This is a genomic window from Arthrobacter sp. ISL-5 (assembly GCF_018613835.1).
GTDB lineage: Bacteria > Actinomycetota > Actinomycetes > Actinomycetales > Micrococcaceae > Arthrobacter.
Genome location: NZ_JAGGPM010000013.1, coordinates 1 through 22857, shown reverse-complemented (window position 1 = coordinate 22857; position 22857 = coordinate 1). Strand labels below are relative to the sequence as shown.

The following is a 22857-nucleotide window of genomic DNA, read 5'->3' as shown; positions in this document are numbered from 1 at the left end:
AGGACGGGACCATGCCAGTCGTACTGGAAAACCTGGGCAAACGCTTCGGCGACGGCGCCCCGGTGCTGGACGACGTCAACGCCACCATCGGCAAGGGCGAGTTCGTCGCCCTCCTCGGTGCGTCCGGCTGCGGCAAGTCCACCCTGCTGAACATCATGGCGGGACTGGAGGTCCCGACGTCGGGCGCTCTTGAGGTGCCCAGCGACGGCGCCGCCTTCATGTTCCAGGACGCCGCCCTCTTTCCGTGGCTGACGGCCCGGGAAAACATCGAGCTCGCCCTGAAGCTGCGCGGCGTGGGCAAGGCCGACCGGCGCACCAAGGCCAACGAACTCCTTGACCTGGTTCACTTGGCCGGTGCCGGCGACAAGCGCCCCCACGAGCTCTCCGGCGGCATGCGCCAGCGCGTCTCCCTGGCCCGTTCGCTCGCGCAGGATCGCCAGCTGCTCCTCATGGATGAGCCGTTCGCGGCCCTCGATGCCATCACCCGCGACCTGCTGCACGATGAACTCGAACGCATCTGGAAGGAAACCGGCCGCACCATCGTGTTCGTGACGCACAACGTCCGCGAGGCCGTCCGCCTCGGCCAGCGTGTGCTCCTGCTGTCCTCCCGGCCCGGCCGCGTAGTGCAGGAATGGAACGTCACCGAGGAACACCGTACCGACGCCGGTCTTGCCGGACAGCTGACCGGGGTCATCACCGCCCGGCTGCGAGAGGAGATCCGCCGCCATGCCAAGTAATCCATCTCCCGTGGCCGAGACGCCGGAAGTATCCGAGACCCCGGTTTCGACAGGCTCACTCGGCGAGCACGAAGAGACACGTAAGGTCCACGCGGCGCTGACCCGCTCCTCCACCGGCTCCGCCGACCTTCGCGAACTCGAGTCCGGGCTGGACTCGCTACAGTCCGACACCGTCCGCAAGGCGCGCGTCGACTGGAGCCGCATCCTGTTGCCGGTGGCCGCCGTCGTGGTGCTCATCATCATCTGGCAGGCATACGTCTCGCTCGGCCTCAAGCGCCGCGACCTGGTGCCCGGCCCGTTGGATGTGGCGCAACAGTTCGGCGCCCTCTGGGCCGATGGTTCGCTGCAGGAAGCCGTGTGGACATCGCTGCAGCGCGGGCTCGTGGGCTTCCTCATCAGCGTCGCCATCGCCACGCCCATCGGACTGCTGCTGGCCCAGGTGGCCCCGCTCCGCCGGGCATTCGGCCCGCTCATCTCCGGGCTCCAGGTGCTGCCGTCTGTGGCGTGGGTGCCCGCGGCCATCATCTGGTTCGGCCTCACGGACTCCACCGTCTACTTCGTGGTGTTCATGGGCGCCATCCCGTCCATCATCAACGGCCTGATCTCCGGCGTGGACCAGATCCCGCCGCAGTACCGCAGCGTCGGCACGGTACTGGGCGCCTCACGCCTGCAGATGGCCGTGCAGATCGTCCTTCCCGCGGCCCTTCCCGGGTATCTCAGCGGACTCAAGCAGGGCTGGGCCTTCTCGTGGCGTTCGCTCATGGCCGCGGAAATCATCGCCGTTGGCGGCACCATCGGCTTCGGTCTCGGCTCCATGCTGAACCAGGGCCGCGACCTCGCCGACATGACCATCGTGATGTCCGCGATCCTGCTGATCCTGGCCGTCGGCATCCTGATCGAGCTCCTCGTCTTCGCGCCGATCGAGAAGCGACTGCTCCAGCGCCGCGGCCTTCTCTCCGGCAGCACCCGCTAAAGCACCCCGGCAATACCCAACACGGAAAGCCCGACGGCGACCATCGCCGTCGGGCTTTCCGCTGCCTGTTGTCAGCCGCGGACCCTTGTTCGGCGGATGCCCCGTGCCTAGACTCGCGACTAGGCGGGCACCCGGCCCCATCCCGACAATGATTTGAGGCGATAGCCGTGGCACCAAAATTTGGCTTGCTGGCACTGGTCGAGGCCAAGTCCGGGAAGGAACAGGAAGTTTGGGACTTCCTCAACGAAGGACGCGAGATAGTGCTCAACGAGCCGGGCACCAGGACCTGGTACGCGTTCCGGATCAGCGAGGACACCTTCGGCATTTTCGACACTTTTGACACCGAGGAGGACCGGCAGGCCCATCTCAACGGGGCCATTTCCCGCCGCCTTGGGCGAGCGCGGTCCGTCCCTGCTCGCCATTGATCCGTACATCCGGCCGGTTGAACTCATCGCCGTGAAGTAGCGGGGCCGGGGCGGCCGTAGGCCGCCCCATCCCTTTGTGACGCAGCGTTACCTTACGTGAACTGGTGTTTCCGCGCCGTTGGTCCGGTATATGACGTGGCCCTACCGTTGATTCATGGCAATTCAGGACATCTACCCAACGGCACTGCGCCTGCTCGGCCGCCCCGTGCTGGTGGTGGGCGGCGGACCCGTGGCCACACGCCGCGCGAAGGGCCTGCTCGACGCCGGTGCCCGCGTCACCGTCGTGGCCCCTGACGCCTCCGCCGGGCTCCGCGAACTCGCCGACGCCGGCCTGCTCACCTGGGAGCCGCGCACCTACTCTTCCTCCGACGTCGACGGCGTCTGGTTCGTCCAGACCGCCACCGGTGATCCCGCCGTGGACGCGCAGGTGTCGGCCGACGCCGAGGCGCAGCGTGTCTGGTGCGTCAACGCCTCCGACCACGAAGCCTCCGCAGCCTGGACCCCCGCCGTCGCCGTCGTGGACGACGTCAAGATCGCCGTCAACGCCGGGGGAGACCCGCGCCGCGCCATGGCCCTGCGCGACGCCGTCGCCACCGCCCTGGAAACCGGCGACCTTCCGCTGCGCCGGCGCCGCGTGCCCAAGTCTGATTCCGGCCAGCTCAATCACCGGGGCTCCGTGGCCCTCGTCGGCGGCGGCCCCGGCGACACCGGGCTCATCACCGTGCGCGGCCGCCGGCTCCTGGGCCAGGCCGACGTCGTGGTGGCGGACCGCCTGGGCCCGCGCGAGCTGCTCAACGAACTGGCCCCGGATGTCCGCGTCATCGAGGTCGGCAAGACGCCGGGCCACCACCCCGTGCCGCAGGCCGACATCAACCGCATCCTCGTGGAAGAAGCCCTCGCCGGCCACCGCGTGGTGCGCCTCAAGGGCGGGGATCCCTATGTCCTGGGCCGCGGCGGCGAGGAAGCAGAGTTCTGCCGGCACCACGGCGTCGAAGTTGAAGTGGTTCCCGGCGTAACGTCCGCCATCTCCGTGCCTGCTGCCGCTGGCATCCCCGTGACGCACCGCGGCTTGGCCAAAGGCTTCAGCGTGGTGACCGGCCATGAGGAGCTGTCCGAGGTCCCGGCCCGCGCCGACCACACCGTGGTGCTACTCATGGGAGTGGGCCAGCTGCGCGAATCGGCGGCCGCCCTGGTCCGCGCCGGTCTGCCCGCGGACACCCCGGTTGGTATTGTGGAGAACGGCTACCTGCCGAACCAGCGCGTGACGATCGGCACGGCCGCGACCATCGCCGACCAGGCCGAGGCCACCGGCGTCGCGAATCCTGCCGTGATCGTCATAGGTGACGTTGTCCGCGTGAGCCCCTTCGCGCCGTCGCACTTCAAGACCGCTGACTACAGCACCACCAGCCCCAACAAACCCCGTACGAGCACCACCCGCGTTCTCACCCCCTAGCCCCCGTTCCCCAACTAGGTAGCAGTTGTGGTCGTTTTGAGCCGTCAAAACGACCACAACTGCGAGCTAGTTGGGCGGGACCGAAGAAAAGGAACACAGCCGTGTCAACCAGCACCACCGTAGGAACCGCCGCCCGCCCGTTGCGTGTGGCCGTCGTCGGGTCCGGCCCGGCCGGCGTCTACGCAGCGGACATCCTCACCAAGAGCGAGGCCGTCAAGAGCGGCGAGCTGACCGTGAGCATCGACCTCTTTGACCGCTACCCGGCCCCCTACGGCCTGATCCGCTACGGCGTTGCCCCGGACCACCCGCGCATCAAGGGCATCGTCAACGCCCTGCACAAGGTCCTGGACCGCGGCGACATCCGCTTCTTCGGCAACGTGGACTACGGCACGGACCTCTCCATCGAGGACCTGCGCACCCACTACGACGCCGTCATCTTCGCCACCGGCGCCATCAAGGACGCTGACCTGAACATCCCGGGCATCGAGCTGGATGGCTCCTACGGCGGCGCGGACTTCGTCTCCTGGTACGACGGCCACCCCGACGTGTCCCGCGAATGGCCGCTGGATGCCAAGGAAATCGCCGTGATCGGCAACGGCAACGTGGCCCTCGACGTGGCCCGCGTCCTGTCCAAGCACGCTGACGACCTCCTGGTCTCCGAGATCCCGGACAACGTCTACGCGGGCCTGAAGGCATCACCGGTCACGGACGTCCACGTCTTCGGCCGCCGCGGCCCCGCCCAGGTCAAGTTCACCCCGCTGGAACTGCGCGAGCTGTCCCACTCCAAGGATGTGGACATCATCCTGTACCCGGAGGACTTCGAGTTCGATGAGGAATCCGACCGCCAGATCCAGAGCAACAACCAGACCAAGACCATGGTGGGCACGCTCACCAACTGGATCGCCGAGCAGCCCGAGGACCTCTCCGAACTCAAGGCCTCCCGCCGCCTGCACCTGCACTTCCTGCACAGCCCGGTGGAGATTTACGACGACGCCGAGAACCCCGGGCGCGTCAGCGGCATGAAGTTTGAGCGCACCGAGCTGGACGGCACGGGCAACGCCCGCGGCACCGGCGAATACATCGACTACCCGGTGCAGGCCGTCTACCGCGCGATCGGCTACTTCGGTTCCGCCCTTCCGGAGGTCGAATTCGACCACAAGAAGGGCGTCGTCCCGAACGCCGGCGGCCGCGTCCTGGACGCGTCCGGCGAGCACGTTCCGGGCATCTACGCCACCGGCTGGATCAAGCGCGGCCCCGTGGGCCTGATCGGGCACACCAAGGGCGACGCCCTCGAGACCGTGACGTACCTGCTGGAAGACCGCGAAAACCTGCCGGTTGCCGAGGCACCCGCCGCCAGCGCCGTCGTCGACCTCCTGGAAAGCCGCGGCGTGCAGTACACCAGCTGGGAAGGCTGGCTGGCCCTGGACGCGCATGAACTCGCCCTGGGCGCCGAGGCCACCGCGGCCGGCGGATCGCACGGCGTTGAGGTCAAGCGCGAGCGCATCAAGGTTGTGCCGCGCGAGGACATGGTTGCCATCTCCCGCGACGGGGTTGCCGCCAGCGTCTAGCTCTCTGCAGTTCCGCCGGGGTCGCTCCCTGCCCGTTAGCCGGGCGGGGAGCGGCCCCGCGTCGCTTTAACGTCCGCTAGGTTCCGGCTCCGCCGGCAGCCATGAGTTCGAGCCGCTTCAGGGTCTCCGTGTTGCGCACTCTGATGAGCGGATCCCGCACCATCTTGGGAACGGCGAGGCCCGGACCGCGGACGGCGTCCTCGGCGATGGTGACGCGGCACTGCGGCCCCAGGTCTTCGAGGGTGATGACCACCTTGGCCTCGCCCACGGGCCAGCCGCGCGCGATGAGCTCCAGTTTCCGGCCGGGATCGGCAGCAGCGACCCTGGTGGAATCATTGATGAGCAGGGGCCACGCCCCCACGGAATGATGGAGCCGCGCGTCCATCTCCGGCCAGTGGGCGTCCACCGAGCGGATCCTCGACGCGCCCACAACCCAGCCGGAGTAGAGCCAGCCGTCGGCCATCACCTTCCAGACGTCTGCCGCCGGAGAATTGAAGACCCGAGTGACGGTTGACATGGGGTTCCTTTCGTCGGGCTTCGGCGGAGTCTTTAGCGCCGCAGTCTTTAGAGGCGCAGCCTTTAGCGGCGCAGGCCGGCGGGCCGCGCGGTAGGAGCGTTCCCGGAGCCGGCGCGCCCACGGATACGTCCCGGCTCCGGGCAGCGGATGCTCCAGGGGATCGAAACGGGCTGACGCGTCATCGGAGGCCGGGGCTGCCCGCAGCCGCAGCACCCCGGCGGGGACCCACCGGCCGGCGGGCGTGGCGAAGGAAAGCGCCAGGGACCATTCGCCGTCGGCCAGTGAATCCTTGAAGTTGCCGCCCGTGTCGGCCCGGCCCGTGGCGCCGGAAGGCAGGGAAAGCGTCCGCAGCCCCAGGAGTACGGGCCCGTCCGCGCCCTGGTAGGGCATCAGCGTGGTGAATCTGGCGGAGCGGACGTCCAGCTTCGGAATCAGCATGAACCGGGCGGGGAAGCCCCAGCCGGTCGAAGCGAACAGCATATCCGCCGGCTGGTCGGCCGGACCGGTGCGGAGGGCCAGGCCGAGAATGTCCGGCAGCGCCTCCGGCAGGCCCACGGAGCGGGAGAAACGCGCCTGCACGGGCTCGGTTCCGGCGGCGTCCAGCCAGCTGATCCCGCTTCGCGCACCGGGGATCCCGCCGGCTGCGCGTCCGTCAGCACCGGTTTGGGTGAGCTCACCGAGCAGGCTGATGCCCCGTGGATGTATCGGGCGGACCGGACGAACGGCCTTGATGGCGCGGAAAACTGTGGCGAAGGCCTGCCCGGCGAGATCCGCAGCATGCCCGCCCGGTTCCGGCCAACCAGGTAGCAGCTGACGTCGTTTTGGCGGCTCAGAACCGCGTGAGCTGCTACCTAGTCGGGGAACGGGCCCCGACCTGCGGATGGTGTCGCTTGCCTGCCGGGCGAGCTCACGGAACTCGCGTGCCATACTGCGCCTGCTCATGATTCACATCCTGCCGAACTTTGACCGAACCAGGGCAAAAATGCCGTAGCAAATGAAGCCGGCGCCGATCGCCAGCAGCAGGTAGGGCCCGTAGGGGTGGTCGCGCAGTGCCTTGAGGCTGCCGTCCAGGCCGGTGGATTCTTCGGGGGACTGCTTCGCGGCCGCGATCACGAACAGCAGCCCGGCCAGATTGAGGGCGATGCCTTTGGCCACGTGGCCCGTCACGCCCAGGGAATCGATGATCTTTCCCCGCCGCGTGCCGTCAAAACGGAACAATTCCTCCTTGAAGCCGCGCCGGAGCCCCTTCACCACAAAATAGACCCCCACGCCCATGACGGTGAGGCCCAGGGCGCCCAGCACTACCGCGCCAAAGGGGGCGTTGATGAGGGCTGTGCTGATGTCCCTGGTTGTTTCGCCGGAGTCGCCGCGGAGCCCCACGGCAAAGCCGCCGAAGGTGAGCCCCACGGTGCCGTACGCAATGGCGAGGAACCCCGAGGAGATGAGCTTTCCCGCCCGTTCTTTCCGCGGCTTGCGCCGGGCCCGGAGCGTCGCCTCGCTGAGCTGCCAGAGGGCGAGGCCCGCGCAGCCGATCATGCAGGCCCACATGACGGCGGGGCCCCACGGATTGGCGGCCAGCTGCTCGATGGCTCCGGTGGCTTCGGCCTGCCCGGGCTGTCCCAGCGCCAGTGCGATCGAGATTGCGCCGACGACCATGTGGAGCAGGGCCATCACGGCAAAGCCTGAACGCGCGACGACGTCCAGCGCCTTGGTGTTCGACGCCGCCTCTGCGACGTCCGCCGCTTCGCCGATGGTGGACTCCTCTTCCGCCGGGGCCCTGGTCAGCCGTTCATGGGTCCTTCGGCGTGGATATTGTTTGATCCCTCACCCACGAGCTTCACCGTGCAGCGAACCACCAGGCTGTCCGGTGCAGTGTCCACATCCACCAGGGCATCGCCGGCGCTGAGGATGGTGAAGACCTCCGAACCGGGCTCAACGTCAAAGCCCTTGGACTTCGCAGCCTCCGTGGCGTTGTTCAGGGCTTCCCGCTTGAGCTCGCCGACGTACGCTGCATCGTCCTCGCGCTCGGAGTCCCCGAATGCCCAGCCGAACAGTGTTCCTGTTGATCCCATGGCGTTGATTTTACGCACAGGACAGCCGATATTGCGGGCTACCGTAACGTTAGTAAGTGTGCTTACCATGTTGCACCGTGACTTTGCTGCGGGAGGCAGCTCCGGCGACGCCGGGGCTGCTGAAGCCAACTGATCCACCTTGCAGGTTTGATCTCTACGTTAGGAAGCACAACATGACAGGAAATCTTTTGGCCCGGTCCGTTCACGACCTGACGGCGGCGGCGTGGTTCGGCGGTTCGCTCATGGGCGCCATCGGCCTCAACGGGGCAGCGGCGGAAGCCCGGGAGCCCGCCGAACGCACACGGCTCTCGAGCCGCGGCTGGATGAAATGGGCTCCGATTCAGACCGCAGCCTTCGCCGCGCACCTCGCCGCGGACCTGGCGATCGCCTGGGAGAACAGGGAACGCATCGCCAAGCAGGACAGCGTGGGAGCCGACACCATCTACAAGACGGCAGTCACCGTGGCGGGTGCAGCGGTGACGCTGTATGCGGGCGTCCTCGGCAAGAAGGTTGAGAAGCTGGCGGGCCAGGGTGCCGAAGGGGCCACCGAGCCCGGCGCCGGCGCGTCCGACAAGCTGCAGTCGGCCCAGAAGCAGCTCAAGGCGCTGCAGTGGGCCATTCCGGTGTTCGCCGCCTGGGTCATCGTCCTCGGCGCCAAGCACGGTGAGATGCAGCGGCCCAAGAACGTGTTCAAAGGCCTCCGCTAAGGGCAGTTCCGTTTAGAAGGTCGACCCTTTAAAGGGCGACGGCGGCTGGGCACCTCAGGTGCCCGGCCGCCGTTCGCGAGGCAACACTGACCGGCCTTCTCTGCACTTTTCAAGTGGGTAGGGTGGCGCGCCCAGGTTCGTTCGGCCGTTCCGGGTCCGGGTTCCGCCGTGAGCAGGGGACGGCGGTGTGCTGGCGCCGGGTTCACCCCGAGTACGAACCCGGGGGACCAGAGGTGTTCACGGCGGCCTACACCGCCAAGATCTGTGCGGCCTGCGGGCTGTCCATGCGACCCGGTGAACCCCTTTCACTGAGGGTGGACGTTACGCAGGATGCATCCACCGGGCACGTTAATTTTCGCCCTCGGAAGGGGCTCGCTGTGCCGCGCGCCTCGGGTCAAGGAACAGCAGATCCAGGAGCCAGGGACCAAGTGGTGGCCATCCCGTTCTGAGTACAAGCACGAGAGACCGAAGACGGCACCGGACTATTAGCGGGTATCGGGTACTCGTGACGCGCGCTTTCCCATGCTGTGGACTTGCGGTTCAACTGAACACCGCCTATCGCAAAAGGTCTCAAAATGCGTGAAGAAGCGATATTCCTGTGCGCCCTGCCTGAGCTGGCTGGCCGGATGCACGCCAACCCCGCCACTTGGCCGTGATCACCATGCCGGATTTGATTGATTCCGCGCTGATGACGCTGGGTCCGTTCCTGTTCGTGGCCGTCTCCGTTATCGGCGTCCGCATGGCCGGATACTGGTTGAGCTTCGTCTTCTTCTGGAGACGCTACCGGCGGCGGGAGGCTGTGACCACCACCGAACTGCGCGGGCTGGACGTGCCGTTCGTCAAGATCCAGATCACCACCCGCGGCTCAGACGGCAGCACCGGTGTCATCCTGCGGGGGATCCGCAACGTTGTCGAGCTTGGCCGTGAGGACCCCGCGTTCTACCGCCGGTTCCTGTCAGTGGAAGTAGTGACCGAATCCGCCGATCAGGCAGAGACAGTGCGGAGGGTCTTCCACGACGCACCCATCGCCGTCGACGCCCTGGTGATCCCTGCCAACTACGAAACCCCCGCCGGGACCGGCCTCAAGGCCAGGGGCCTGCACTACGCGGTGGAAAACCGGCGGGGACTGTGGAACAGAAAATCGGGCCGCACCTTCATCGTCCATTACGACGAGGAGAGCGTCATGGTCCCCGAGGAGCTCCGCAAGCTGATGAAGATCCTCTCCGGCACCAGCAAGCAGGTCCTCGAAGGCCCCATCTTCTACCCACTCGAATACCTGCGCGCATCCGTCCTCTGCCGGTCGATGGAGGCCAACCGCCCCATCGGCTGCTACGAGTGCCGCCACGTGATGGAATCAGGGGTCCCGCTCCACCTGCACGGCTCCAACCTGGTGGTGGATGAAGCCCTCGAGAACGAGCTGGGCTGGGACATCGGCTCCCTGGACGGTCAGCCGTTCATAGCCGAGGACTACGTGTTCGGAATGAACGCGTTTACCAAGTACGGCCGCGACATTTTCGACTGGCACGGCTGCCTCATGCTGGAACAGCCCCCCTTCTCGGTGCACAGCGCCTTCAAGCAGCGGTACCGCTGGATCTTCGGCGTCCTCCAGGGGATCACCGCCGCGGCCCGGAGCTCGCTCTTCCGCACTCTACCGCTGCGGACCAGGACAGGACTGCTGTGGGGCACCCGCTTCCGCATCACTACCTTCGCGCTCGGCGCCATCGTCGGGACACTCTCACTGCTGGTGGTTCCCCTCTTCGTGGCCCGTGCCATCGCAGCCTTGATCCTGGACGACGTTCCGCTGATCCCCGAGGCAGCCAGTCTCTGGCTGGCCGTTATCGGCGCAATGTGGCTCGGCTCGGTGTTCGTTGGTGCCTGGCACAACGTGGCCGACGCCGGGCTGGACAGATGGACCCGTGCGGCGGAGATCGCACGCGCAGTGGCCGTTGCCCCGATCGCGGGGATCTGTGAAAGCTCCGCAGCCCTTTGGGCTGTTGTGGGCTGGGTGTCCGGAAAACGTGGGGTGGCGTGGATACCCACCCCCAAGACCAAGCAAGCAGACCTCGCGAGCATCAGGAACGGTGAGTGACATGGAACCAAGCATAGGATTCGCCGTCGGAGACGGCTTGACGGCAGAAACAGCCGCAACCGCGGCCGCCGTCGCAAACGAGGAACTGCCCATGCCGACGGCGGCTGGCAAGGCCAGCCTGAAAACTCGGGTGGCGTGCCTGGCCCTGTTGTTCACCGGAGCGCTCATGGCCTCTGTCTTCATCGGTGTACCCTTGGCGGCAGCCCTCCATGGGGTCCTTGATCAGCTCCTGCCGGACATTGTTTTCGCGGCGGCGATCACCGCAGAACTGGCGTTGATGGTGGTGTACGTCATCCTGAAGACCGAGAAAAGCGTGAGGGTGATCCCCGCATGAACCGGGAAGGCACAGCCCGGAAGGTGGTTGTCTGCATGGTGGCGCTTGCGGTCGCAGCCGCTTCCCTGGCCTTTGCGTTCACCGAACGGCGCGTCCCATTCCCCGTTCCCGACGACGGGAAGGCCTATTACGGCGTCCAGCTGGACTGGCAGCAGGATTCCGTGGAGGACTATGCATCCCGACTCGGAGCGAGCCCTGCAATGTACGGACGCTACGTCAGCTTCCCCCTGACGCCGGAGGAGGAAAAGGCAGTGGGCGAGGAGGTAGCGGAGCTGGCTGCGGCCCATTCCGCCATGATGCTGACGCTCGAACCCCGGAACGGCCTCGCCTCCGTCACGCCAGAGGTGCTGGCGGCGTTCTCGCGGGAGCTGACGACCTGGACCCGCAAGGGTGTTCCCGTCATGGTGCGCTTCGCCCATGAAATGAACGGATCGTGGTATCCATGGGGCCAGCAGCCGGCGCTCTTCATCGAAAAGTTCCGCCAGGTGGCCGCAGCCGTCCATGCGGTCCCCGGATCCACCATGCTCTGGTCCCCGAACGAAGGCGGCGGCTACCCGTTCCCTGGAGGGGCGCAGGAGGCGAAGCCCGGAACAGCCGCATTCTCCGCCCTGGACACAAACGGCGACGGGAAGCTGTCCATGGACGACGACCCCTACAGCCCCTACTGGCCCGGCGACGACGCCGTGGACTGGGTGGGACTCACGCTCTATCACTTCGGCGACGTCTACCCCTGGGGCGAAAACGAGATTCCCGCCCCGGGCAAGCTGGCCGCGAAAATCACCGGAACATACAAGATCGGCCTCGTGGATGAAACCGCCGTCCCGGACTTCTATGCCACCTACGCGGAAGGGCACGCCAAGCCATTCGCCATTTCCGAAACAGCAGCGTTCTACAACACGGCCCGCACAGACGGAGCGGCAGCGCTGGACATCAAATCCGCCTGGTGGAAGCAAATGTTCGACCCCGGTCTCTCAACGCGGTTCCCCCTGATGAAACTGGCCATGTGGTTCGAGTACACCAAAGAAGAGACGGTGCCGACCAACCAGGTCATCGACTGGAGGGCCACCGCGGATCCGGCCACCCTGGCGCCGTTCCGTGCAGCGGTCCCTCCGCGGTTCATCATGGCACCGCTGGGAGGGTAACAGGCGCGCCGGGCAGGGGACTGAACCGGCCGTCGTACCTTTCCTACTTGACCTGCAGAGTGAGGTTCTCCACCCAAGCAATAGACCGGCCTTGGCAACAAGTGGGACTTATAGAGCAGACCGCTGCTGCCGGCGCAATGCTCGCCGTCCACGCGGAGGACGACGATACCGTCATGTACTCCTATAAGAAGCTGCAGCACGAGGGCCAGATCGGCATCGAGTACATGCACCATCCCCACAACAACCTATCCGAAAACCTCTCGTTCCAGATGGCGATCACGCTGGCGCCCATGTAGGAGCCCCACTTACCAGATGCACGTCAGCGTCCACGAAGACGTGGACGCCATCCGCGAGGCGCGCGGCAAGGGTCAACCGGTCTACGGGTACGGGGAAGCGTTGCCTGGCCCAGTCCACCTGGTCACCCCGGACCCCGAGAAGCTCGCTCGCCCGGGCACCCGAGGACAAATACAGGCTCACGAGCGCCCGATCCCGGCTCGTGCGCAAGACCCCGATCAGCTCATCGACGAGACCATCCGGAATCGACCGCGCCAGCACGGCCGCTTTCTGCCGCAACGGCGCCCGGCGCATCCCGGCGTTCTCCTCCAGCGGGATGCGGTGCGCCAACCGGGCACGCCGGCCAGGGCTCTCCGGCATCGGTTCAGTCTCCTCTGAAGTTCAGTCAACAGGACGGGTGCGGCCCGCCGTCGTGCGTTGGTTACGTCGGCTGGCTGTTGGCAGGGGGCAGGTCCGGGTTCATGGCTTCGAGGTCAGGATCTTCCGCGGTCCACACCTGGATGATCGCCCAGGTCACGGCTGCCAGCGGCACCGAAAGGACGGCGCCGACGATGCCCGCCAGGATGGTGCCGGCCGTCAGTGCCATCAGGATGACCAGGGCGTGGAGCTGGAGCGATTTGCCCATCACAATCGGCTGCAGCAGGTCACCTTCGAGCTGGTTGACCACGATCACCACGGCCACCACGATCAAGGCCACCACCGGCCCGTTGGCCACCAGGGCCACCAGTGCGGCGAGGATCCCGGCCACGGTGGCTCCCACGAGCGGCACAAAGGCGGTGATGAAAACGACGATGGCCAGGGGGATGGCCAGCGGCACCTGCAGGATCAGCAGGGCGGCGCCGATTGCCACCGTATCCACCAGTGCCACGATGGCGGTTCCGCGGACGTAGCCGCCCAGGACCTCCAAGGTCCGCTGGCCGGCGCGCCGGAGCCTGGCCTCGCGGTGGCCTGAGTAGGGCCGCAGGAAGAAGTTCCAGATCTTTGCGCCGTCCTTCAGGAAAAAGAACAGGAACACCACCATGAGGGCGGCGCCGGCGAGGAATTCAGTGACCATCGACAGTCCCAGGATGGCGCCGGAGCGCACCTGGCTGCTGGCCGCGAACTGGACCAGGCCCTCCCGTGCCTGGTTCAGCTGCTCGCGGTCGAGGGGAACGGGGCCGGTCAGCAGGAAGTTTTCCAGTTCGTCCAGCCCGGAGGATGCCTGCTGCGCCAGTTCGCCCCACTGGCTGCGGACGGATAAATAGATCACCGTGGTGACCCCGGCCAGCAGGAGCAACAGGCCCACGAAGGCCAGTCCCGTGGCAATGCCGCCCGGTATGCCCCGCCGCCGCAGTATGTTGACGAACGGGCCGATGGCGGCTGCCAGGATCAGCGCGATCACGACCGGAATGACCAGGAGCTTGACCTGCAGGAGGCCGTAGGTGGCCACGGCGGCGACGGCGAGCATCAGCAGGACCTGCGCGCTCCGGATGCCTACCCTGCCGAGGCCGTCGGCCCAGAGTTCCCCGGGGGATTTCCGGTCACGCAACTGCCTGTTCTTCCGAGGCTGCGGGGGCTGGGCCGGCGGGTCCTGGCCGGGTGATTCTTGCTCGGACAGTTCTGCCGATCGGGCCATCGGAACTCCTCGTCATCAGCGGGCGGCGGGGAGCATTGAGCTCCCCGGAGTTAATTCCCCGGTTCAGGTAGTAAGCCTACTGATGTGTCTGAGGATGGTGAAACCCCGCAGGCGCGCCACTGGACAGGAGCGTCGCTGGACGCCGCCTGCCTCAGAACTCGGCGTTGACGAACCCGATGACGATCGCAGTCCACCTCCACAGGCGCTACTCCCGGAGCCACTCCGCGCAGGAGTTGAGGTTCCGGTGCACGCTGGCCACAGCAGCGTCGCCGTCGTGCGCTTCGATGGCGTCCACCATCTCGCCATGGCCCTCGTGCGGCAGCCCGTTGAAGCCGCTGCGCCGCTGCTGCTTCAGCAGGTCGTTGTGGAAAACGTCGCCGAAGCTGACGTAGAGCTCGTGCAGGAGGGGGTTGCCGGAGGCCTGTGCCACCCGTTCATGGAAGCCCCAGTCCGCGCGGGCCCAGCGCGCATAGTCGGCTGCGTGCCACGCGTCTTCGCGCTCGGCGAGCAGCGCGCGCATGGCGGCGACGTCGTCGGCGGTTGCGTGCCTGGCGGCGAGGCGTGCGGCCTGGGTGTCCAGCCCCACCCGCACTTCGAGGATGTGCTCATCGGTGTGGTCCTGGTACAGCCGCCGGGCCGCGCCCGAGATCTCGCTCGTGGCGCGGACGTAGGTGCCGTCCCCGCGGCGCACTTCGAGCATGCCGCTGTGGGCCAGGGCCTTGATGGCCTCCCGCAGGGTTCCGCGGGATACGCCCAGCCCGGCCATGAGCTCGGTTTCGGACGGGATGCGCTGTTGCAGCGGCCACTCGCCCGAATGGATCATCTCCCGGAGTTTGGTGGTGATTTCGTCCGCCAGGGGCGGGCGGTGCGAGGTGCTCAGAGTCATGGCGTCCTATTCTTTCATTCCAGCAGTGGCCGGCGTCCTGGCCGTGCGGCCGCCGCTCAGGAGGTGGGCCACGACGATCTGGGCCAGTGCGATGGCAAGCAGCAGCGCCAGCGGCAGCGTCCAGCCGCCGGTAGCGCTGTGCAGCAGGCCCATGCCGAAGGGGCCGACCGTAGCCAGGAGGTAGCCGGTGGACTGCGCCAGGGTGGAGAGTGCCGTGGTCTCGGCCGTGTTCTGCCCGCTGCGGCTGATCATCACCATGACCAGGGGGAAAATGCCCAGGCCGAAGCCCAGCAGGACGGCGGGGATGACCGCCAGCGCAACGGGAAGGAGGAGCAGCGCCGCTACCCCGACGGCCATGGTGACGGTGGACAGATAGAAGGCCGGGCGCAGCATGCCGGGGCGGGAGCCGATGGCGATCAGCACCATGCCGGCCGGGACGGAGACGAGCTGCATGAGCCCGTACAGCAGGCCGCTCTCCGCCGCGCTCAGCCCCATCGTGGTCAGCATGTAGGGGAACCAGCTCAACAGCGCGTAGGCGAGCAGTGCCTGCAGCGTGAAGATCGCGGTGATCAGGAGCCCTTTCCTGGTGCGCAGCAGCGGCCACGGAGAGACATGGCCGGCAGTTTTCCGGACGCTGTTGCGGTGCGCGTGGAGTGCCACAGGCACGAAGCCGAGGAAGGCGGCCACCGCAAGGATCCCGATCGCGCCCAGGCCCGCGGACGGCGAGCCAAGCAGCTGGGCCAGCGGTACCACCACGATGGCGGTGACCGTGGCGCCGCTGGTCATGGTCACGGTGTACAGCCCGGTCATGAGGGACGTGCGGCGGGCAAAATGCTCACGGATGAACGAAGGCATGGCAACGTTGCAGACCGCGAGGCCGGACATCCCCAGCACCGTTCCGGCCACCAACATGCCGGTCGACGGAATGCCGCGGACCAGGAGCCCGGCCGCCAGCATCGCGAGGGACAACAGGATGGACTTCTCGACGCCGAGCTTCCCCGTGAGCCACGAGGTGGCCGCCCCTGCCACCGCGAAACACAGCGTGGGAATGGACGGAATGATCGAGGCGACCAGCGGTCCGTAGCCCAGGACGAGCTGAAGGTCGTGCAGCAGCGCCGACGCCCCGGTAATGCCAGCGCGGAGGTTGAGCCCGATCAGCACGAGTGCAATGACGCCGGTGACGACGGCGGCACGCGGCCTGGGCAGGCCGGTTGCCGTCGCGGGGGGAGCTGAAGAAGTGGTGGCCATCCCTTAACGTTAGACGTTTGACGTTTGATGTCTAGGGTTTTGTGGCCAAACTCTCGCGGCGCTGCGGTCCTGGGAATAGACTCAGGCCACCGAGACATCCGGGCCGCAGCGGCCCGCCGATGGGAAAGGATGCCGTGCGGCCATGACTGCCGAGGGCACTGAAACCGAGAAGAAGTACGACGTCGATCCCGCGGCTCCGCTGCCGACCCTCGAGGACATCCCGGGAATCGGGCGCGTGGCGGAGCCCTACGAGGCACACCTGGAAGCGGTCTATTTTGACACGGAGGACCTGGCGCTTGCCGCCCGCCGCATCACGCTGCGGCGCCGGACCGGCGGGTCCGACGCCGGCTGGCACCTCAAGCTGCCGTCGGCGCCGACGTCTCCGTCAGCATCGGACGCCGAGCAGCGACGGGAGATCCACGCGCCGCTGGGCCAGCCCGACGTCGTGCCTGACAAACTGCTGGCGCACCTCCACGTCTACCTCCGGGGTTCCGATCTGGAGCCGGTGGCCCGGCTGGACACCCGGCGCACCACCGTCGCCCTCTACGGGCACGACGGCGTGCACCTCGCCGACTTTGCCGATGATCACGTGGACGCCGAAGTGATGGCAGGGGCGGGGCTGGCCGAAGGGGGTCAGGAAGCGGCAGATCAGGCCGGGGCGGATCTGGCCGCAGCCGCGCGGAAGCGGCAGTGGCGCGAATGGGAACTCGAACTCGTCCACGGGGGGCCGGATCTTTTTCCGGCCGCCGCGGCATGCCTGGCCGCGGCGGGCGCGCGGCCCGCGCCGCATGAGTCCAAAGTGGGCCGGGCGCTGGGGGAGGCATGGCCGCAGCGCCTGGAAGCGGCGCACGACGACGGCGCCGCCGCTGCGGAAAGGGCGCAAGCCGCAAAGAAGCGCGGCAAAAAGAAGCCCGGCAAGAAGTGGCCGGCGTCCGCCGTCGTTACCGCATACCTTGGCGGGCAGATCGACGAACTCCTGGCGCAGGATCCCCGCGTCCGGCTGGAGGAGCCCGACGCGGTGCATGCCATGCGGTCAGCCGCCCGCCGGATGCGGTCGGCGCTGGCGGTCTACCGCAAACTTTTCGGCGGCGCGGCGGTGCGCAGGCTCAGAGACGAACTGCAGTGGATTGGCGGGATCCTCGGTGCTCCCCGGGATGCGGAAGTCATGCTCGAACGGCTGCGGCAGCACGCCGCCGAGCTCCCGCCGGAGCAGGCCGGTGACGTGGTGAAGGAGCGCGTGGAACGGGAACTGGGCACCAGGTTTGACGCCGGCTACCGGAAGGCACACGAAGTCCTCCTGACCGATCGCTACTTCCGCCTCCTGGACGACCTTGAAGGCTTCCGCGACTACCCGCCGGTCCGGCCCCTCGCGTCGTCGCCGGCGCGAAAGGTGGCAGGCAAGCTGGTGAACAGGACGGTAAGGCGGCTGCGCCGGGCCCACAAGGCGGCAGCCCGTTCCGCGGAGGGCTCGGCCCGCGACGCCGCGCTGCACCAGGTGCGCAAGGACGCCAAGCGTGTCCGGCATGCCGCGGAATCGGTTGACCCGGTCTACGGCAAGCGTGCCGCGAAACTCGCCAAGGCCTCGCACAAGCAGCAGACGATCCTCGGCGATCACCACGACAGCGTCATCGCCCGGGACCTGCTCGGAAAGCTCGGATCGCCCACAGATCTTCCGGAGCCCGTGGCCTTGGCCTACGGCTCGCTGCTGGACATGGAGGAACGCATCGCCGCCGCCGACGAAGCCAAATACCGCAAGGCCCGCAGGAAGGCCCGCAAGCTCCTGAAGCGCGGCGTCAAATAGCGCGTTGCCTGACCGACGCGTTGCCTGCCGGCCCGGGGGTGCCAGTTCGGCCGGCCGTCAGGAGTGCCTTGCCCCGAGCCGCGAGACGGCCAGGGCCAGCCACAGCTGGACACGGTCGGCGGTGACCGAGGGGTCGTAGCCGGTGAGCTCGGTGATCTGCGCGAGCCGGTACCGGACCGTGTTCCGGTGCAGCGTGAGGGCCTCCGCCACCGCTGCCACCGAGCCGTTGTTGTTCAGGTAGCTCTCCAGCGTGGCCATCAGCTCGGCGCCGTGGGCGGCGTCGAAGGAACGGAGCGGAGTCAGCGATTCGTTGGCCATGTCCGCGAGCGGCACGTCCTCGCTCGCGAGCAGCAGCGATGTCAGGCTGAGCCGTTCGGGCTCGTTGACCGGCAGCCCGTGGCTCGCGGCGTCACGCGCCTCGAAGTAGCTCCAGCGGAGACCGTTGGGCTTCGTGTAGGCGCCGCCGATGCCGATCGTCGCGTGGATGCCGGCCTCGGCCAGGTGATCGCTGAGGCTCTTGGCCAGCGCCGTGGCGCCGCGGCCGTCGTCGGGAATCACCGTAATCAGATCCTTCCCGACGACGGCGGTCACCGCCTTCTCGAGGGACTGCGGCAGCGATGAGGTAACGAGCTGCTTGTGGTGCGCCTCGGAGCCGGCCAGTATCACCACGTTCTTGCGGGTGCTGTTGATGCCCGTTCCCGCGAGCCGCCGGGTGGCCTCGCTCGGGTCAAGCGTTCCATGAATCACGTCTTCGAGCACCTGGCCGCAGAGCGCGCGCTCGGCCTGGCGCTGCTTCACCATGTTGTTGAGCTCCACGCTGATGAGGTTCTGGGCGTATCCCACGATGCCCGAATCCTCGAACGGCTGCTTCACCCACAGCGTGCACGCGTCCCGGCGGCCCGTGGGAATCGGATAGGACGCCCAGGAATCTGCCGACGGCGGCTCTGCGCTGCTGTTGTAGAGCTGCGCCGTGAACTGGGTCAGGACAATATCCGTGCGCAGCATTCCGCCCAGGTGCCTGAGGAGCTCGGCCAGGCCGCCGCCGGTGAGCAGGGCGCGGGCCAGGATCTGGTGCCCGGCGATGAGCCGCTCCAGCTTCGAGTAATGGTCGGCCGACTGCGCGTCGGCCACCAGCTTGCCGATGGCGATGAACGGCGTCTCATAGGGGACCTCAACTACAGGCAGCCCCCAGCGGTTGGCTTCCGCGATCAAGGCCGGCGGAACGGCTTCGTGCGTCAGTCCCACGCCGAACCCGATCCCCACCGCACCGGCACGCTGGACCTGGCGGACGAACCGCCGCTGTTCCGGCGCGCTGCGCAGCCGCATGCCGGTGGTGAGCACCAGTTCGCCGCCGTTGAGGAAACGCTGCGGATCCTCCTGTTCGGTGACGGCCACCCAGTGGATGTCCTGATGGGAAGTGGTCTCGGCCAGGCCGGCCTTCTTGAGCCCCAGGGAATGCACGGCGAGCAGCGCCGCCAGGGAAATTGCCATGCCATCAAGCGTAGCCGGATGCTGGCCGATCGCACTAAAGCCTCCGGACAAGGGTGTGCAGGTGACTATTCCCCGGCTTGCCGGGCTGGCATAGGCTCGAAGCAGCTGCATCCCATCATTCAGTACGAAAGAGGTTGTACACCGTGGTTCAAACCTTGCAGAACTTCATCAACGGCGAATTCGTCACGCCCGCCGGCACCGGACTGCTTGACATCGTGAATCCCACGAACGGTGAAGTGGTGGCCAAGTCGCCCATCTCCGTCGCGGAAGACGTCGACGCCGCCATGACGGCAGCCAAGGATGCCTTCAAGACCTGGAAGCACACCACGCCGGGCCAGCGGCAGCTCATGCTCCTCAAGCTTGCGGACGCCATCGAGGCCAACAGCGACGAACTCGTCGAAGCCCAGCACCGCAACACCGGGCAGGTCCGCTCCCTGATCGCCTCCGAGGAAGTTGCCGCCGGCGCCGACCAGCTCCGTTTCTTCGCCGGCGCGGCCCGCATCCTCGAAGGAAAATCCGCCGGCGAGTACTTCGAGGGCCACACCTCCTTCGTCCGCCGCGAACCCATCGGCGTCGTGGCCCAGGTTGCGCCGTGGAACTACCCGTTCCTCATGGCCATCTGGAAGATCGGTCCCGCGCTCGCCGCCGGCAACACGGTGGTCCTCAAGCCCTCTGACACCACGCCGGAATCCACCCTGGTGCTGGCAAAGCTGGCCAAGGACATCTTCCCGGCCGGCGTTCTCAACGTCATCCTCGGCACCGGCGAAACCGGCGCCATGATGGTGGAGCACAGGGTCCCCGGACTCGTCTCCATCACCGGGTCCGTCCGGGCCGGCATTGCCGTTGCGTCCGGCGCCGCGAAGGGACTCAAGCGCGCCCACCTGGAGCTCGGCGGCAAGGCCCCGGCCATCGTCTTCAAGGATGCCGACGTCAAGAAGAGCGCGGCGGCCATCGCCGAGTTCGCGTTCTTCAACGCCGGCCAGGACTGCACCGCCATCACCCGCGTGCTGGTCGAGGACTCGGTGCACGACGACGTCGTGGCAGCCATGGTGGAGCACACCAAGACGCTGCACACCGGATCGCAGAACGACGAAGACAACTACTTCGGCCCGCTGAACAACGTCAACCACTTCAAGGCGGTCAGCGCCGTCGTGGAGTCGCTGCCGGAAAACTGCCGGATCGAGACCGGCGGCCACCGCTCCGGCGACAAGGGCTTCTTCTTCGAGCCCACCATCATCACCGGCGCCAAGCAGACCGACGACATCGTGCAGAAGGAAACCTTCGGCCCGGTCATCACCGTGCAGAAGTTCAGCACGGAACAGGAAGCCGTGGACATGGCCAACGACGTCGACTACGCGCTGGCGTCCAGCGTCTGGACGTCCGACCACGGCACCGCCATGCGGCTCAGCCGCGATCTCGACTTCGGTGCGGTCTGGATCAACACGCACATCCTGCTCACCGCCGAAATGCCCCACGGCGGGTTCAAGCAGTCCGGCTACGGCAAGGACCTCTCCATGTATGGAGTCGAGGACTATACGCGCATCAAGCACGTCATGAGTGCACTTGATGCATAGCGCGGATGCATAACTCAGACGCATAACAACTCCGGGGGTCGGGCCTGTCCCGACCCCCATCACGAAACACGAGCACCCGGTGGTCGAGCTAGTCGAGACCCGGACCGGCACCCACCCCACCGGCGCCCTAACCTCGCTTCGCTTCGGCCAGGGAACCCTGCCGACGGGGGCCCAATCAGTTGCAAAGGAAACACCATGACCACCACCGCAAGCGAAATCACCTACCGTCTCGAGCAAAAGCGGCGCGTCCAGGCCGACTTCCCGGGCCCCAAGTCGGTGGCACTGTCCGAACGCCGCAAGGCAGTGGTTGCCGCCGGCGTCGCCTCCAGCGTTCCGGTTTACGTCGCGGACGCCGACGGCGGCATCATCCACGACGTCGACGGCAACTCGTTCATCGACCTCGGCTCGGGCATCGCCGTGACGAGCGTCGGCGCGTCCGATCCCGCCGTCGTCGGCGCCGTGAAGGAGGCCGTGGAGCACTTCACCCACACCTGCTTCATGGTAACGCCGTACGAAGGGTACGTCGCGGTCGCCGAGCAGCTGAACCGCCTCACCCCGGGCGACCACGAGAAGCGCACGGTCCTCTTCAACTCCGGTGCGGAGGCCGTGGAAAACGCCGTCAAGGTGGCGCGGCTCGCAACCGGCCGGGACGCCGTCGTCGCTTTTGACCACGCCTACCACGGCCGCACCAACCTGACCATGGCGCTGACCGCCAAGGCCATGCCGTACAAGACCAACTTCGGACCGTTCGCGCCCGAGGTCTACCGCATGCCCATGAGCTACCCGTACCGTGAGGAAAACCCGGAGATCACCGGTGCCGAGGCCGCCAAGCGCGCCATCACCATGATCGAAAAGCAGATCGGCGGCGAATCCGTTGCCGCGATCATCATCGAGCCGATCCAGGGCGAGGGCGGCTTCATCGTTCCGGCCGACGGCTTCCTGCCGGCGCTGGCCGCGTGGGCCAAGGAGAAGGGCATCGTCTTCATCGCGGACGAGGTCCAGTCCGGCTTCTGCCGCACGGGCGAGTGGTTCGCCGTGAACCACGAGGGCGTCGTTCCGGACATCATCACCATGGCCAAGGGGATCGCCGGCGGCATGCCGCTGTCCGCGATCACCGGCCGGGCCGACCTGCTCGACGCCGTCCACCCGGGCGGCCTGGGCGGAACCTACGGCGGCAACCCGGTGGCATGCGCCGCCGCGCTGGCGTCCATCGGATCGATGAAGGAATACAACCTCAACGGCCGGGCGAAGCACATCGAGGAACTGGCGGTGGGCCGCCTGCGCGAGCTCGCAACTGAGCTTGGTGAGCGTTCCGTGATCGGCGACATCCGCGGCCGCGGCGCCATGCTGGCCATCGAGCTGGTCCAGGCCGGGTCCAAGGAGCCCAACCCGGAGCTCACCAAGGCCGTGGCGGCCGCCTGCCTCAAGGAAGGCGTCATCATCCTGACCTGCGGCACCTATGGCAACGTCATCCGCCTGCTGCCCCCGCTGGTCATCAGCGACGAACTCCTGACGGACGGCCTCGACGTGCTGGCCGCGGCCATCAAGGCCAACGCGTAGCCGCTGCCACACAGAAGCGCGAACGGGCAGATAACGCCCCCAGTAGGCGCTGAACAGGGCATTATCTGCCCGTTCGCGCTGGGCTGTGCGAACCGGCGGGCCGGGCACTTTCACGGGTGCCCGGCCCGCCGTCGTGTACGCCCAGCATGGGCATTTGCTTGGAGGTGAAAGTCCTCTGAAGGAGAAGGTGGTTTAACTTCTAGCCAATGGCAACTGCGTCATCGTGAGGTGGGGTGGGAAGGAAGCCGGAGGCAAATCCCTGCACCGAGGGACACGAACCGCATAGAAGGCATGCTGGTCGGGGTGAGCCAGCACGTGATGGTGAAGCCCGTTCCACCGAAACGGCCACTGTGTAAATGCGGCGGCGGCAG

21 protein-coding genes are annotated in these 22857 nt (G+C 67.1%); 13 read left to right on the top strand and 8 right to left on the bottom strand.

Translation table 11 applies throughout. The features are described from left to right. Positions 1-11 precede the first annotated feature (11 nt). The 5 genes from J7I89_RS06775 (at position 12) to J7I89_RS06755 (ending at position 5156) form a co-directional block, all read left to right on the top strand. Positions 12-737, top strand: coding sequence for an ABC transporter ATP-binding protein (locus J7I89_RS06775; RefSeq protein ID WP_214968513.1), 726 nt, complete (start codon positions 12-14; stop codon positions 735-737). Continuing rightward, entirely contained in the window at positions 727-1710 is a 984-nt protein-coding gene (locus tag J7I89_RS06770) for an ABC transporter permease (RefSeq protein WP_214968512.1), read from the top strand. Before J7I89_RS06775 ends, J7I89_RS06770 begins: the two co-directional genes overlap by 11 nt. 167 nt (positions 1711-1877) lie before the next feature. After that, a complete protein-coding gene (locus J7I89_RS06765) occupies positions 1878-2135 on the top strand; it encodes a putative quinol monooxygenase (protein ID WP_251045024.1) in 258 nt (85 codons plus the stop codon). Positions 2136-2289: 154 nt separating this feature from the next. Further along, positions 2290-3588: a uroporphyrinogen-III C-methyltransferase gene (cobA, locus tag J7I89_RS06760; RefSeq protein ID WP_214968510.1), complete on the top strand. Its 1299-nt coding sequence runs from the start codon at positions 2290-2292 to the stop codon at positions 3586-3588. Between the two features lie 101 nt (positions 3589-3689). After that, positions 3690-5156: an FAD-dependent oxidoreductase gene (locus tag J7I89_RS06755; protein ID WP_214968507.1), complete on the top strand. Its 1467-nt coding sequence runs from the start codon at positions 3690-3692 to the stop codon at positions 5154-5156. 76 nt (positions 5157-5232) lie between these two features. On the opposite strand, the gene J7I89_RS25055 is transcribed toward J7I89_RS06755, so the two are convergent. The 3 genes from J7I89_RS25055 to J7I89_RS06740 form a co-directional block, all read right to left on the bottom strand. Then, positions 5233-6615 carry an SRPBCC family protein gene (locus J7I89_RS25055; RefSeq protein ID WP_251045023.1) on the bottom strand — a complete coding sequence of 461 codons (1383 nt, stop codon included), beginning with the start codon at positions 6613-6615 and terminating at the stop codon, positions 5233-5235. A gap of 3 nt (positions 6616-6618) precedes the next feature. Beyond that, positions 6619-7344, bottom strand: a complete 726-nt coding sequence (locus J7I89_RS06745) for a DUF1206 domain-containing protein (protein WP_251045022.1) — start codon at positions 7342-7344, stop codon at positions 6619-6621. Positions 7345-7454: 110 nt separating this feature from the next. Then, positions 7455-7745: a hypothetical protein gene (locus J7I89_RS06740; RefSeq protein WP_214968505.1), complete on the bottom strand. Its 291-nt coding sequence runs from the start codon at positions 7743-7745 to the stop codon at positions 7455-7457. 173 nt (positions 7746-7918) lie between these two features. Here J7I89_RS06740 and J7I89_RS06735 point away from each other — a divergent pair, with 173 nt between their 5' ends. The 5 genes from J7I89_RS06735 (at position 7919) to J7I89_RS06715 (ending at position 12313) form a co-directional block, all read left to right on the top strand. Beyond that, positions 7919-8452: a hypothetical protein gene (locus J7I89_RS06735; protein ID WP_214968504.1), complete on the top strand. Its 534-nt coding sequence runs from the start codon at positions 7919-7921 to the stop codon at positions 8450-8452. Between the two features lie 670 nt (positions 8453-9122). Then, positions 9123-10541 carry a glycosyltransferase family 2 protein gene (locus tag J7I89_RS06730; protein ID WP_214968503.1) on the top strand — a complete coding sequence of 473 codons (1419 nt, stop codon included), beginning with the start codon at positions 9123-9125 and terminating at the stop codon, positions 10539-10541. 1 nt (position 10542) lies between these two features. Continuing rightward, entirely contained in the window at positions 10543-10875 is a 333-nt protein-coding gene (locus J7I89_RS06725; RefSeq protein WP_214968502.1) for a hypothetical protein, read from the top strand. Then, a complete protein-coding gene (locus J7I89_RS06720; protein WP_214968500.1) occupies positions 10872-12017 on the top strand; it encodes a glycoside hydrolase family 26 protein in 1146 nt (381 codons plus the stop codon). The genes J7I89_RS06725 and J7I89_RS06720 overlap by 4 nt, the downstream gene beginning before the upstream one ends. 101 nt (positions 12018-12118) lie before the next feature. Further along, positions 12119-12313 (top strand): hypothetical protein, encoded by a 195-nt coding sequence (locus tag J7I89_RS06715; protein ID WP_214968498.1) that lies wholly within the window; start codon positions 12119-12121, stop codon positions 12311-12313. Here the strand turns inward: J7I89_RS06715 and J7I89_RS06710 are convergent. The 4 genes from J7I89_RS06710 to J7I89_RS06695 form a co-directional block, all read right to left on the bottom strand. Continuing rightward, positions 12294-12671, bottom strand: coding sequence for a hypothetical protein (locus tag J7I89_RS06710; RefSeq protein WP_214968496.1), 378 nt, complete (start codon positions 12669-12671; stop codon positions 12294-12296). The genes J7I89_RS06715 and J7I89_RS06710 overlap by 20 nt on opposite strands. Before the next feature lie 61 nt (positions 12672-12732). After that, positions 12733-13926 carry an AI-2E family transporter gene (locus J7I89_RS06705; protein WP_214968494.1) on the bottom strand — a complete coding sequence of 398 codons (1194 nt, stop codon included), beginning with the start codon at positions 13924-13926 and terminating at the stop codon, positions 12733-12735. Between the two features lie 205 nt (positions 13927-14131). Continuing rightward, entirely contained in the window at positions 14132-14812 is a 681-nt protein-coding gene (locus J7I89_RS06700) for a FadR/GntR family transcriptional regulator (RefSeq protein WP_214968492.1), read from the bottom strand. Positions 14813-14818: 6 nt separating this feature from the next. Then, the gene (locus J7I89_RS06695; RefSeq protein ID WP_214968491.1) at positions 14819-16060 is read right to left on the bottom strand and encodes a CynX/NimT family MFS transporter; all 1242 of its coding nucleotides are present in this window, start codon (positions 16058-16060) and stop codon (positions 14819-14821) included. A 142-nt stretch (positions 16061-16202) separates the two neighbouring features. On the opposite strand from J7I89_RS06695, the gene J7I89_RS06690 reads away from it, so the two are divergent. Further along, the gene (locus J7I89_RS06690; RefSeq protein WP_214968489.1) at positions 16203-17861 is read left to right on the top strand and encodes a CYTH and CHAD domain-containing protein; all 1659 of its coding nucleotides are present in this window, start codon (positions 16203-16205) and stop codon (positions 17859-17861) included. A gap of 57 nt (positions 17862-17918) precedes the next feature. On the opposite strand, the gene J7I89_RS06685 is transcribed toward J7I89_RS06690, so the two are convergent. Then, a complete protein-coding gene (locus J7I89_RS06685) occupies positions 17919-19352 on the bottom strand; it encodes a PucR family transcriptional regulator (RefSeq protein ID WP_214968487.1) in 1434 nt (477 codons plus the stop codon). 143 nt (positions 19353-19495) lie between these two features. On the opposite strand from J7I89_RS06685, the gene J7I89_RS06680 reads away from it, so the two are divergent. Together J7I89_RS06680 and gabT are read left to right on the top strand one after the other, a co-directional pair. Next, a complete protein-coding gene (locus J7I89_RS06680) occupies positions 19496-20926 on the top strand; it encodes a gamma-aminobutyraldehyde dehydrogenase (protein ID WP_214968485.1) in 1431 nt (476 codons plus the stop codon). 195 nt (positions 20927-21121) lie between these two features. Then, positions 21122-22486 (top strand): 4-aminobutyrate--2-oxoglutarate transaminase, encoded by a 1365-nt coding sequence (gene gabT, locus J7I89_RS06675; protein WP_214968484.1) that lies wholly within the window; start codon positions 21122-21124, stop codon positions 22484-22486. The last annotated feature ends 371 nt before the right edge of the window (positions 22487-22857 follow it).